The organism is Pseudomonas sp. S3(2024) (assembly GCF_036861315.1).
Taxonomy (GTDB): Bacteria; Pseudomonadota; Gammaproteobacteria; order Pseudomonadales; family Pseudomonadaceae; genus Aquipseudomonas; species Aquipseudomonas putida_A.
Window position 1 is genome coordinate 62,032 of record NZ_JAZAQQ010000004.1, and the last position, 12,446, is coordinate 74,477.

A 12,446-nucleotide genomic window follows, 5' to 3' on the forward strand; every position below is an offset into this window, starting at 1 on the left:
GCCTTCGCGAGCAAGCCCGCTCCCACATGGGTTCAGTGCTAATTCGATTTGTATCGGTATTTAACTGTTTTTTTTAGACGAGAGTCATTTTAAAGCATTTAAAATACGATATTTATCGGTTATAAAGTCGCCATCGCTTTGCAACCCTTCTACGGTTCCCAGGAGTCCTGTTCCGATGACCACTTTGAAAAGTACCCCGCGTGACGATGGCTTCTACATGCCGGCCGAGTGGGCGCCGCAGACCCAGACCTGGATGATCTGGCCAGAGCGCCCGGACAACTGGCGCCTGGGTGGCAAGCCGGCGCAGGCCGCGCATGTTGCAGTGGCCAAGGCCATCGCCCGTTTTGAACCGGTGACGGTTGCCGTGTCGGCCGGTCAGTACGAGAACGCTCGCGCACGCCTCGACGTGCCGAATATCCGCGTGGTCGAGATGTCCAGCGATGATGCCTGGGTACGTGACACCGGCCCGACATTCGTCATCAACAACAGCGGCGAAGTGCGCGGTGTGAACTGGGACTTCAACTCTTGGGGTGGTTTTGAAGGCGGTCTGTATTCGCCGTGGAACCGTGATTCGCAGGTCGGTGGCAAGATTCTCGAAATCGAGCGCAGCCCGCGTTATCGCACCGAAGGTTTCGTGCTGGAAGGCGGCTCGATTCACGTCGACGGCGAAGGCACGCTGATCACTACCGAAGAGTGCCTGCTCAACCACAACCGCAACCCGCACCTGGGCCGCGAAGAGATCGAAGCGGTGCTGCGCGACAATCTGTCTGTGGATAAGATCATCTGGCTGCCGGATGGTCTGTTCAACGACGAAACCGACGGTCATGTGGATAACTTCTGCTGCTACGTGCGCCCGGGCGAAGTGCTGCTGGCGTGGACCGACGATCCGCAGGATCCGAACTACCCGCGCTGCCAGGCGGCGATGAACGTGCTGCAAAGCAGCACCGATGCCAAGGGGCGCCCGTTCACGGTGCACAAGATGCCGATTCCGGGGCCGCTGTACGCGACCGAAGAGGAGTGCGCCGGTGTCGATCCGGTCGACGGTACGCAGGAGCGCAACCCTTCCGTGCGCCTGGCCGGTTCCTACGTGAACTTCCTGATCGTCAACGGCGGCATCATCGCGCCGAGCTTCGACGATCCGATGGACGCGCCTGCGCGGGAAATCCTGCAGAAGCTGTTCCCGCAACACGAAGTGGTGATGGTGCCGGGCCGTGAACTGTTACTGGGCGGCGGCAATATCCACTGCCTTACCCAACAACAGCCAGCCCCGCACAAAGAGTGAGTTGAGACGTAACAGCTTGAGTTGATTCATAAATCGGCCAGGCAAAGATTAGCTTGCTACACATTCAAACAAGCCCGCGGCCCTGTTGGACCGCGGGCTTGTTTGTATCCGCCTGTCGACAAATCGGAAACCTTGGCATAGCTCTTGTATCGGACAAAGTGCACTAGGGAGAGGGGGGAACTTCAACAGTTCTGTCATATACCTTGGATAACTTAGCCGCTCACGAACGGGGAGAGAGCGCTGAAATGAACGCCGAAGTGAACGTAGTCAGCGAGCGGACTTTGCATCCCATGGCCGTCAACGGCGAATCGCTCCAGATTGTCGCGCACTTTTTGAAGTCCAATGGAACGCGTCAGATCAGGGAACCTGATCCGCGCCGGATGATGATCGAGCGCTACCCCGCTGGCCTGTTCAGCGAGGCCGAACTGGAAGCGTTATGGGCTGTGATGGAAGGATAAGAAAAACAACAGGGATTGGTAAAAGCGCTGCCGGGATGGCGGCGCTTTTTTATGCACGATGGAAACCATTGCGAACATTGAACCTGTGGAGGGGGCTTGCTCCCGAATGCAATCAGTCAGTGACGATGGTGTTGCCTGACACGACGCCTTCGGGAGCAAGCCCCCTCCCACAGGATTTGTGTGCATTCAGAAACTGTAGGTACCGGTCATCACCACACTGCGCGGTGCGCCTGGCTGGATCTGATATTGGCTGGTGGCCGAGGCGTAATACTCGCGGTCGGTGATGTTGTTCAGTGCCGCGCGCAAGTCCCAGTCCTTGAAACGGTAGCCGACCAGCGCATCCCAGCGGCCGTAACCCGGCAGCACGGTGGTGTTGGCGTTGTCGGCATAACGCTGGCCGACCAGGGTCAGACCGGTTTCGCCGTACCAGCCCATCTCCGGTTTCTAGGTCAGGAACAGGCTGCCGTTGTGTTTGGCCACGTTGTTGACGCGTTTACCTTCCAGGCCGTTGTTATCCTTTTCGATGGTGGTGTCCTGCACGCCGACGCCACCGCGCATGTACCAGTTGCCGACCAGTTTGCCGGTGGCGGTCAGTTCCACACCCCGTGAGCGCTGAAGACCGGTCATGACGGTCAGGGTCGGATCGTTCGGGTCGCTGGTGCGGCGGTTGTAGAGTTCCAGGTCGTAGACCGCCAGCGTGGTGCTCAAGCGATCATCCAGCCAGTCGCTTTTCACGCCGATTTCTTTCTGTTTGGTCAGCTCCGGACTCAAGTCGTTGCTATTGCCGGCAGCCCCCGGGGTGATGCCGATCAGGCCGCCGCCAACGGGCGAGAAGGTCTTCGACCACGAGGCATAGAACGAATGATTCTGCAGTGGCGTCCAGACAATCCCGAAGCGCGGGCTGGTGCTGTGGCTGTCACGATCCTCAGTGAGGTTCTTGAGCTGGTTGGTCGACTCGATATCGAACGTGTCGTAGCGCAAGCCGGCCAGCAGTTGCCATTGATCGTTCAGACGCAACTGATCCTGCACGTACACCGCGCGGCTTTCGACTTCGGTGTGGCTGTCGCTGAACACCTGCATGCTGCCGGTGTGACGGAGCTCGCGGTTGGGGTTGAACAGGTCAAGGGAAGGCACCGGCTGCGCGCCGGGGGTTCTGCCGGTCGCGGCGTTGTACAACTTCGGATCGCGGCGCTGGCTGCCGATCTCGACGCCGGTCAGCAGGCGATGCTCAAGACCAAAGGTATCGAAACCGCCTTCCAGCTCAAGGTTGTTGTAGACGTTGCGGGTGGTCAGATCCTGCTGCCAGTGCTGGCGCGCGACCTTGTTGGTTTTCGGATCGAAGCTGGTCAGGTAGGTGTTGTCGAAATCGCTGTCGAGCTTGAACACGCCGAGGGTCTGGCGCAGCTGCCAGTTGTCGTTGATCTCGTAGGTGAGTTTCGAGCGCAGGGACTGCGCCTTGTCGTCGATGAAATCGTGATCGTTGCCGTAAGTGGTCTCGCGACTGACGTCCGTCGGGCGGCCATTCACACCGGGAATACCGCGATCCGGGGTGCGGTTGTAGCGGCTGTATTCGTATTGCACCAGCCAGTTCAAGTCTGGGGTCAGTTGCCAGCTCATCGACGGCGCGAACAGCTGGCGGTTGCCGCTGACGCCGTCGCGGAAGCTGTTTTCATCCATGTTGCCCATGTTCAGGCGCAGGCTGAGGTTTTCGCTGGGGTCGGTGCTGAGGTCGGCGTACAGGCTGCGCAGGTCGTCGCTGCCGCCTTGGGCTTCGATGGTCGAACGACGGCCGAACTCGGGCAGCTTGCTCACGCGGTTGACGATCCCGCCCTGGCTGCCACGGCCGTAAAGTACCGCCGCCGGGCCTTTGAGCACTTCGACCCGTTCGATGTTGTGCAGGTCGCGCTTGTACTGGCTGTCGTCGCGAATGCCGTCCAGATAGAAGTCGTTGCTGGCGTCGAAGCCGCGGATACGCAGACTGTCGAAGCGCGTGTCGGCGCTGCTGCTGACGTTGGGAATCCCGCTCAGGGCGTCACCGATGTCATTGGTGCCGTAGTCGGCGACGTTCGTGGTCTTGATCGAGTCGATGGCCTGCGGCACGTAACGCACCGGGGTGGAGGTGCGAGTCGCGGTGTTGCTGATCTTGACGCGCGGGTCCTCGGCTTGTTCTTCGGCGCTGATCGCGGTGGCGGGCAGTTCGGTGGCGGAGTAAGCAAAACCGCTGGACAGAAAGGCAGACAATCCAAGGGTGACAGGCGTGAGGCGGAACGGGGCAGGCATGGAAAAGCGCATCCGAAAGGGTAAGCAAATTCAAACGCGCGAATGGTAATGCTTTGCATTTGCTTCCGTAATTTATTCCTGAGAAGTTCCCCTGTCAGATTGTTTCAATTTATGTCGATTTCGATACATCCTGACCGGTCGATCCATTCGACCGATTCTCGAAACAGTCTGAGAGCCATTCCGGCGTTTTTCCCCAACACGCGTAGGAATAGTCTGCCGGCATCGAATATTTCTACTTTGTTGCCGGAGTTCTCCCATGATCCTTCACTACATTTACGATCCATTGTGCGGCTGGTGCTACGGCGCCAAACCGCTGGTGCAAGCGGCGCAGCAAGTACTGCCGGTCGTCGCCCATGCGGGCGGAATGATGAGCGGCGCGAATCGCCAGCAAGTTTCGCCGCAACTGCGCGATTACGTCATGCCCCACGATCGGCGCATTGCCGAATACACCGGACAACCCTTTGGCGAAGCGTATTTCGAAGGTCTGCTGCGTGATCATTCGGCGGTCTTCGATTCGACGCCGCCGATTGCGGCGGTGATGGCGGCAGAGTCCAACGACGGTCGCGGTTTGCAGATGCTCGGACGTTTGCAGACGGCGCATTACGTGGAAGGACGGCGGATTGCCGATGAATCCGTACTTTTCGAACTCGCCCGTGAGTTGGGCTACACCGAGGACACCTTTGCGGCTACGTTTAAATCCGTTGATACGACAGCGCATGTAAAAGCCAGCCGAGAGCTCTTGGCACAACTGGGCGGCCAGGGATTTCCGACATTAGCGCTGGAGCAGGACGGGCAGTTCACCTTGATCGACATCAGCCCATGGCTTGGCAATCCTCAGGCTTTCGCCGACTGGTTGGGGCAAGCGGTGGTCGCGGTTGAGCCGGGGCAATCCGCCGCGCAATGCGGTCTCGACGGTTGCGCGTAATCGCACTGGATTCACTGGTTGAGCGCATTTCCGAGCAATGCGCTATCGCAAAATTTACGATTCTTAGACGATTTTTACCTATTTAAAGACGATTCTTGAAATTGACACATTATTGAGGGCGCGGCTACGATTCGGCCCAACGCCTGTGGCCAACCGCCATGACTCAAAAATAATAAAAGGGCCCGACACGGTTTTGCCGTGGGCGGGTCTTTTTGTTTCGGGGTGAAAAAAGAGTGCAATAGCGCCGTTTCAGCCGTTCGACACAGCGCGTTTCAACCCGTAATAAGGAAAACAAAATGTTGAACAAGCGAATCAGTCTGATCGCACTGGGGATGTTGAGTGCTACACAGGCAATGGCTGACGGCCAGGCCGAATCCAAGGGTTTTGTTGAAGACAGCAGCCTGAAAGTGCTGCTGCGCAATGCCTACATCAATCGTGATTACAAAGACGGCAACCCGGACAAAGCCGAGTGGGGCCAGGCGGCCATCGGTACGTTCTCTTCCGGCTTCACCCAAGGCACCGTTGGTGTGGGTGTCGATGCTTTCGGTCTTTACGCACTGCGTCTGGATGGCGGCAAGGGCCGCAGCGGCGCCGGTGGTATCGACTTCTTCAAACAGGGTGACAGCGGCAATGCGGCTGACGACCTGTCCAAGGGTGGCGCTGCGGTCAAATTCCGCGTGTCCAACACCGTGCTGACCTACGGCGACCAGATGCCGGCCCTGCCGGTGCTGAACTACGACAACTCGCGTCTGCTGCCGGAAAGCTACACCGGTACCTTGATCACCTCCAAAGAGATCAAAGGCCTGCAACTGGACGCCGGTCGTTTCACCGCCGAATCGCGTAAAAGCGCTGAAGGCCGTGACAGCGGTGGTCTGAAGTCGATCAACGTATTGGGCGGTAGCTACCAGTTCACCGAACAGTTCAAGGCGGCGTTGTACGCTTCCGACGTTGAAGACGTCATGAAGAAGCAGTACGTGAACGCCAACTACGTGTTCCCGATCGACAAGGATCAGTCCCTGACCCTGGACTTCAACGGCTATCGCACCAAGCTCGACAAGTCTTATGCCGACATCAAGAACACCGGCGGCCAGGACAACAAGATCTGGAGCCTGGCGGCCACATTCGCCACCGGCCCGCACTCGTTCACCGTGGCGCACCAGCGCAGTACCGGTGACAGCAACCTGGGTTATCCGTACGGCGGTTATCAGAACGATGGTCGTCGTCAGGGCGACGGTGGCAACACCATTTACCTGGCCAACTCGTACTGGTCGGACTTCAACGCTGAAGACGAGCGCAGCTGGCAACTGGGCTACGGCCTGGACTTCGGTGCCTTTGGCGTACCTGGCCTGAGCTACAACTTTGCTTACGTGCGTGGCGACAACATCACCACCGACACCAGCAGTGGCGGCACCGAGCGTGAGATCTTCAACCAGGTCAAATACGTCGTGCAAAGCGGTCCGGCGAAAGACCTTAGCGTGAAACTGCGCAGCTCGATTCTGCGCGTGTCGCAGAAATCCGCCGACTACAACAGCAGCGGCAACGAAGTGCGTGTGTTCGTGGACTACCCGATCAACATCTTCTGATGAACGATCCGGTGTAAGAAACATGAGAAAACCCCGACTGGCTCGGGGTTTTTTTTCGACGTCTTTTTCGCAAAAACCGTAAAAAACCCGTGTTTTTGTCACGTAAAAGTTGTTTTGAAGCGTCTTCAAGTACCGTTTCAAGCAGGGCTTTAAATGCCTGAAATTCTTTCTCATGGACGCAAATTCTCCACCTAATAGATTAGGCCGCTCAACGCAGCGGAGAATTTGGTAATGATCGTTTTGAACAGAGAAGTGGGCGAATCGCTACGGCGCGACAAATATGTCAACGTCCAGGGTGGTGACTTCAATCTCTACGGTCATTTTGCCGACTTCGTCAGACTGACCAAAAGTTGGGAAAACATGGAGCCAGACAGTTATTACGGTCAGGCCGAAGCCGGCATGCGTTACCGTCGTTACAGCGACTTCGAGTACAACCCGAAAACACGTGAATTGAAGCAACTCGAGCATCGCGCGTACGTGCAGTCGAAAGAGAACAACGCCTACGTGGGCGGTGTTGTGCGGCACTTTCAGGACTTCTCTGATGAAGTGATCACTTCGCCGGTAATGCGCAGCCTGATCGACACCGATTTTGAAGTGTACAAAAGCGTGTTGCCGGAAGAATTGCACGATGAGATTTGGCAGTGCCAGATTCATCAGATCCGCATCGAGATCAAACCCGGCAAGCAACTGGAAATCACCCCGGAAGGGATTCACTGCGACGGCTATCCGTTCAGTGGTGTGCACTTCTGGGGGCGCAACAACGTCGAGGGCGCGGAAAGCCGTTTGTACGATGTTCACGAGCATCAACTGGCGTCGACCACCTACAAGGAAATCCTCGACACCACGTACTTCCTTGATCGCGACATGCGCCATTACGTGACTCCGGCGCGCAACACCCACACGCATGCCATGGCGTACCGGCAGATTCTGGCGATTTCCTTCTCGCGGCCCGGGACCGCTTTCGACATTGTTCGCTAATCAGATCACCCCAATCGATGGCGTCGAGTGCTCGACGCCGGTGGTGCTGCGACGCGCCACCGCCAAGGACGCGCAGCGCATGGAGCGCTTCTTCCGGCAGTTCGACGAAGTGTCGTTCTGCGAATGGCAGGACGCCAAATGCCTGCGCGGTGTATTGATCCAGAAGACCACCACGGCCTATCTGGCCTTCGACGTCGAAGGCGAAATCGTCGGTGCGGTTCTCGGCGGCATGCTCGGTAGTCGCGGCACCATCAACCACTTGGCGGTCAGCCCACGCTATCGCAGTCAGGGCGTCGGCCAGCGGTTGGTGGAAGCGGCGTCATCCGACATGAAACGGGTCGGTGTATTACGGATGTTTCTGTTCGTCGACGATGCTAACCTCGCGGGCAAGCGATTCTGGACTGCCCAGGGTTTTTGCGAACCCCACGGCGAGCGGACATTTGAGAGGGATCTATGAATGAAACGTCCGGCAGTGCGCCGCTGATGGCTGCTCATCAGCCATCGCGCACGTTTGCCGAAGCCAGCCCGGTGGTGGCCGGTTACTTCACGGTGTCGTTCGTGTTCGGGCTGATGGCGGTCAACGCCGGGCTGCCGATGTGGCTGCCGGTGGCGATGTGCTTGTTCGTCTACGCCGGCGCTTCGCAATTCGCCGCACTGGCGCTGATCTCCAGCGGCGCTTCGCTGACCACCATCGTGCTGACCACCTTCCTGATCAATGCGCGGCACATGCTGATGTCGGTGTACATGGCCAAGGCCTTGCGCGCATTGGGGCTCAGCCGCATGGAGCGCTGGGCTTACGCCGGTGGTCTGACCGACGAGTCCTTCGCGTTCCACAGCGTCAAACTGGGCACCGGCGCGCCGGTCAACATTCGTTACCTGATCGGCTTCAACCTGTTCTGCCACACCTCTTGGGTGCTGGGTGGATTGTTGGGCGCCGTCTGCGCGCAATATGCATCGCACCTGATCAAATATCAGCTCGACTACGCACTGACCGCGATGATGCTCTACGTGCTGGTGTCGCTGTGCAACACCCGCAACAAACTCATCGCCGCCGCGGCTGCCGTCGTCTGCATGGGCGCGCTGAGCCTGGTCGGTACTTCGCCGTTCAACGTTTTCATCGCCACGTTCGTGGGCTGCGGAGTGGGTGTATGCCTGACCAAACGTTCCTGATTCTGGTGGTCGCGCTGATGATGGCCGTGACCTTCCTGCCACGCGCGCTGCCGCTGCAAGTCAACACCGAGCACTGGCCGCCGTTCGTTGCGCGGGCGCTGGAATACCTGCCGGTGGCGATCGTCGCTGCGATCAGCCTGACACCCTTGTTGATCAAGGATCAGCACATACAGCTCGATCGCCCGGAATTTTATGCAGCCATTCCGACGTTGTTATGTGCGTATTTCAGCAAAAACCTCTTTCTCAGTGTGGCGGTTGGGACGGCTGCGTACATTGCGCTCGGCTCGTTCATGTAGCGGCAGATCGACCACGTCATTCAGGGCCTGCCCCGACAGGTTCGGGTTGTTCACCGCCAGACGCACTTCGAGGAAATCCTCGAATCCGGGGAAAATCGTCAGGCCGTTCTTTTGCGCGGCCTCACGAGACACCATGCCCACTGCGTCCATCTGCGTGATCAACGACAGGGTCAGGGTTTCGCTGCAGGAATAGACCATGCGTTGACCGTTCTCGTGATTGCCCAGTCCGGCGTCGAGAAAACGCAGGAAACTGTGGGAATACGGACAATCTTCCGCAGGACGCACCTGAAACTTGTTGCCCAGCAACGTCAGTGGATCGTTTTCCTGCCCGCAATGGGCACCGACCACCTGCACCTGCACATCCGGCAAAACAATGCTCGGCAAACCCGGCCGCTGCGGGCCGATCAACACCGCAAGATCAAAGTCTTCATTCTTCAGCTTGCTGAGGTTCTCCATCGACTCGGCGTAGCTGAATTCCATCTGGTAATCGGGAAACACCTCGATCAGGCGTCCGATCATTCGCCGGTTGAAGTCAGACGACAACGTGTTGTTCAACGCAACCTTCAATGTGCGCTGGCCCGGCACCTTGAGCGCCTCGACCTTTTCTTCCATCTGTCGCGTGGCAATCAGCACTTTGTCCATGTAGGGCGTCAGCTCAGTGCCTTGCGGCGTCAGCGTCAGCCCTTTGTTGGAACGTCGAAACAAGCGGAAACCGAACTGCTCTTCGACCTTGTTCAACTGCGCGGCCAGGGCCTGCACAGTCAGGCACGAATGCTCGGCTGCGGCCGACAACGAGCCGGTCTGCACGATGCGCATGAGGTTGCGTAAGGTTCTGCTATCCATGGGTAATGCCCTCTGAAGTGGGCTGGGTATTGTTGTTTACGAGACTGCCGATCCGGCGTCATATGCCGGCTATATTCCAGCACCTGAGCATAGTTGTCGCGGGTTTAGTAGCGAATTGATGTCCCCGCCGATGGCTGGAAGCTGACACAGGATCGGGATTTTTGATGACGTGGGGGTGATTGGGGTCAAGAAAAGTGCCCGATTCGGACGAGTCGGGCATTTTTTTACGTCTCGGAACTACAGCTTTTTTGAATGTTTCCCACACCGAAACGCCACTGTTTTGCACCGTTGTCGGAAGCCTCCTATAGAAAAGAGCGAACGGGCTTATTTACCGCCCATGCACAAGTGGCTGAAATATCAGGTAGTTATTTTCGGGACTTCTAGTCCGAGGCCATGGATTTCCAGGCAATGCCGGCATCCGCGAAGCTAGCGAGTCGATGCCATGAGTTTGCAGGGCAGCAGGGCGTTACCCGATCAAAAAAACTGGAAAGATCTGGGCTTACCGGATATTCGCGATATTGACCCCGGCCTTCTGATTTCTGCGGTTAGAGAGCTGCCAGGTGAACTGAGTCTTAATGCAGCGTGGGAGCAGGTTGCCAGAGGCTTCGGACTTGATCATGGTCTTGATGCTGTTCTGATCGAAACGCCATATGTGCCGATTTTGGTGAAGCGCGAGCATTTGCTTCATACGGTGGAAAAGCGCCCGAATGCCCGTGAGCGGTTCACCGAATTTGCGCGAGATACCCTGACGAGGCCGTTAGAGATATGGCGGGTTTCCTACGATGACGCCTCGTTTCGACTCTCTTTCATCGGTGCTTACAACGCGAGATACCAAATGCTGGTGGTGGTTCATGTTGAGCGCGGCAACGTACTCTGGAATTTCATGAATTGTGACAAGAAAGGCTTGAACAAGCATCGGCATGGTGAGCTGTTGTATCAACGGTACCGGTAGCTCAAACGAAAAAGGGCAGCCTTCTCAGGCTGCCCTTCACATGAATGTTGCTTGATATTGTGCTCCCTCAAGCAGGGGAGAAGAGGTCTCACCCGAGCGCTGATTTTCAGGTCATCAACGGGGTTCCTAACGCCGACTATTGCCACCTGAAGGCAGTCGGTTTCGCGCTCTTGAGCCGGATTCTCTGCCACCGAGCATTGAGATGTCAACCTGGGTTTTGAGGATTTTCATTCGTATACGAATAACTCTATTGAAAATATTCATATCTGTACTACGCTCAGCTTGCGGACCTGCGAAGAAGGACAATCATGCCTACCTCATCCCCAGCCCTCACCCCGCGTGAACAACTCGACGTCCCCGAAGCCGGGCGCGTCGCGCTGAAGTTTTTCTTCAATCTCATGGAGCGCTGGGGCTGCAGTGCCGAGCAGCAGCGCACGTTGTTGGGCGGCGTGGGCAACACCACGTTTTACAAATACAAGCACCTGCCGCCAAACATTCGCCTGCCGCACGACACGCTGGAGCGCATCTCGTATCTGATGGGCATTCACAAGGCCTTGAGCATCATCTTCAGCAACAGCAGCGAGCGCGCCTATACGTGGGTCAGCAGCCCGAACACGGCGGCGCCATTCAATGGCCGGACCGCGCTGGATTACATGCTGGCGGGGAGGGTGGTCGATATCGCCGACGTGCGCCGCTACCTCGATGGGGTACGCGGTTGAAGGCCCCGCCGCTGGCTGAGCCGCAATGGCCGAAGGCCTACCGGATCGTCAACAGCAGCTTCCCGCCGATTGCGTTGTTCGAAGACGTGCTCGACCCCGAAGACCTGGAAATCGCCTACGCGCTGGAAGCACTGACCAACGATCGCCTGATCGAGCAGTCCGGCGTCCTCGCCCGCGTGCGTCCCGAAGACCGGCTCTCCGGCCCCGGTTCAACTCCGGTGATGGCGGCGTTTACCCACATCGGCAAAAGCAGCCGCTTCACCGATGGCACCTTCGGCGTCTACTACGCCGCCAGCAGCCAGGCCGCGGCCATCGCCGAAACCTGCTATCACCAGGAGCGTTTCCTCGCGGCCACCAACGAAGCGGATCTTGAGTTGACCATGCGTACTTACGTCAATCGTGTGGTTAAGCCGCTGCATGATGTTCGTGATGGTTTTGCACATTTGCATCAACCCGATCCGGAGGCCTATGGCCCATCCCAGGCATTTGCCCGACAACTGCGCGAGTCTGAATCGTGGGGGATGCTCTACAACAGCGTTCGCCTGCCGGGCCACGAATGTGTCGCCGCTTTCCGGCCGCCAGCGGTGTCGATTCCGAAGCAGGGCAAACATCTGCGTTATGTGTGGAGTGCGAGTCAACGCAGGATTTCGTTTGTGTTTGAGATCAGTCAGGTTTGAAGCGCGATCTTATTCGACAGCCTGCTCGTAGCCGACCTGAGCAACCGAATGAGAAAACTCATTAATGCTCAATGAATTGGAACAATTCCGGAGGGATTTGCTGGAATCTGTACGTCAGATGAAGGCCGGTAAAGCTGTACGTGTAACCAAGGTGCCGCGCCCCGCACCGGCAGAAGCACATCCCTCGATAACGAGCCATCCAGATCAATGACGATTTGGGGCTTCACAGGCTTGAGGCAGTGTGGACGGAATGTGGACGTACCAGAAACAACAAAGCCCCTGC

At 57.5% G+C, this 12,446-nt stretch carries 12 protein-coding genes and 2 pseudogenes; 12 read left to right on the plus strand and 2 right to left on the minus strand.

The window, feature by feature from the left end:
* Window positions 1–175 precede the first annotated feature (175 nt).
* Window positions 176–1,282, plus strand: a complete 1,107-nt coding sequence (aguA, locus tag VLA07_RS12030) for an agmatine deiminase (protein WP_007961848.1) — start codon at window positions 176–178, stop codon at window positions 1,280–1,282.
* A 245-nt stretch (window positions 1,283–1,527) separates the two neighbouring features.
* Window positions 1,528–1,740 carry a hypothetical protein gene (locus VLA07_RS12035; protein WP_007961849.1) on the plus strand — a complete coding sequence of 71 codons (213 nt, stop codon included), beginning with the start codon at window positions 1,528–1,530 and terminating at the stop codon, window positions 1,738–1,740.
* Between the two features lie 186 nt (window positions 1,741–1,926).
* Here the strand turns inward: VLA07_RS12035 and VLA07_RS12040 are convergent.
* Window positions 1,927–4,020: pseudogene (locus VLA07_RS12040) on the minus strand (TonB-dependent receptor).
* Window positions 4,021–4,276: 256 nt separating this feature from the next.
* Here VLA07_RS12040 and VLA07_RS12045 point away from each other — a divergent pair.
* From VLA07_RS12045 to VLA07_RS12070, 6 genes are all read left to right on the plus strand, one after another.
* Window positions 4,277–4,945 (plus strand): DsbA family protein, encoded by a 669-nt coding sequence (locus VLA07_RS12045; protein ID WP_333989312.1) that lies wholly within the window; start codon window positions 4,277–4,279, stop codon window positions 4,943–4,945.
* A gap of 296 nt (window positions 4,946–5,241) precedes the next feature.
* Window positions 5,242–6,528, plus strand: a complete 1,287-nt coding sequence (locus tag VLA07_RS12050) for an OprD family porin (RefSeq protein ID WP_226499805.1) — start codon at window positions 5,242–5,244, stop codon at window positions 6,526–6,528.
* 231 nt (window positions 6,529–6,759) lie between these two features.
* The gene (locus VLA07_RS12055) at window positions 6,760–7,506 is read left to right on the plus strand and encodes a 2OG-Fe dioxygenase family protein (RefSeq protein ID WP_003220699.1); all 747 of its coding nucleotides are present in this window, start codon (window positions 6,760–6,762) and stop codon (window positions 7,504–7,506) included.
* Between the two features lie 79 nt (window positions 7,507–7,585).
* On the plus strand, window positions 7,586–7,963 hold the full coding sequence (locus VLA07_RS12060) for a GNAT family N-acetyltransferase (protein ID WP_003220700.1): 378 nt from the start codon (window positions 7,586–7,588) through the stop codon (window positions 7,961–7,963).
* Window positions 7,960–8,676, plus strand: coding sequence for an AzlC family ABC transporter permease (locus VLA07_RS12065; protein ID WP_027611235.1), 717 nt, complete (start codon window positions 7,960–7,962; stop codon window positions 8,674–8,676). Before VLA07_RS12060 ends, VLA07_RS12065 begins: the two co-directional genes overlap by 4 nt.
* Window positions 8,655–8,972 carry an AzlD domain-containing protein gene (locus VLA07_RS12070; protein WP_007952614.1) on the plus strand — a complete coding sequence of 106 codons (318 nt, stop codon included), beginning with the start codon at window positions 8,655–8,657 and terminating at the stop codon, window positions 8,970–8,972. The genes VLA07_RS12065 and VLA07_RS12070 overlap by 22 nt, the downstream gene beginning before the upstream one ends.
* Here VLA07_RS12070 and VLA07_RS12075 read toward each other — a convergent pair.
* Window positions 8,889–9,815, minus strand: a complete 927-nt coding sequence (locus VLA07_RS12075) for a LysR family transcriptional regulator (RefSeq protein ID WP_007961685.1) — start codon at window positions 9,813–9,815, stop codon at window positions 8,889–8,891. The genes VLA07_RS12070 and VLA07_RS12075 overlap by 84 nt on opposite strands.
* A gap of 442 nt (window positions 9,816–10,257) precedes the next feature.
* Here VLA07_RS12075 and VLA07_RS12080 point away from each other — a divergent pair, with 442 nt between their 5' ends.
* The 4 genes and pseudogenes from VLA07_RS12080 to VLA07_RS12095 form a co-directional block, all read left to right on the plus strand.
* Window positions 10,258–10,767, plus strand: coding sequence for a PBECR2 nuclease fold domain-containing protein (locus tag VLA07_RS12080; RefSeq protein ID WP_333989313.1), 510 nt, complete (start codon window positions 10,258–10,260; stop codon window positions 10,765–10,767).
* 308 nt (window positions 10,768–11,075) lie between these two features.
* Window positions 11,076–11,486 carry an MbcA/ParS/Xre antitoxin family protein gene (locus VLA07_RS12085; RefSeq protein WP_285373141.1) on the plus strand — a complete coding sequence of 137 codons (411 nt, stop codon included), beginning with the start codon at window positions 11,076–11,078 and terminating at the stop codon, window positions 11,484–11,486.
* A complete protein-coding gene (locus tag VLA07_RS12090) occupies window positions 11,483–12,163 on the plus strand; it encodes an RES family NAD+ phosphorylase (protein ID WP_285373140.1) in 681 nt (226 codons plus the stop codon). Before VLA07_RS12085 ends, VLA07_RS12090 begins: the two co-directional genes overlap by 4 nt.
* A 64-nt stretch (window positions 12,164–12,227) precedes the next feature.
* Window positions 12,228–12,353: pseudogene (locus tag VLA07_RS12095) on the plus strand (helix-turn-helix domain-containing protein); the annotation flags it as partial.
* Window positions 12,354–12,446: the final 93 nt, after the last annotated feature.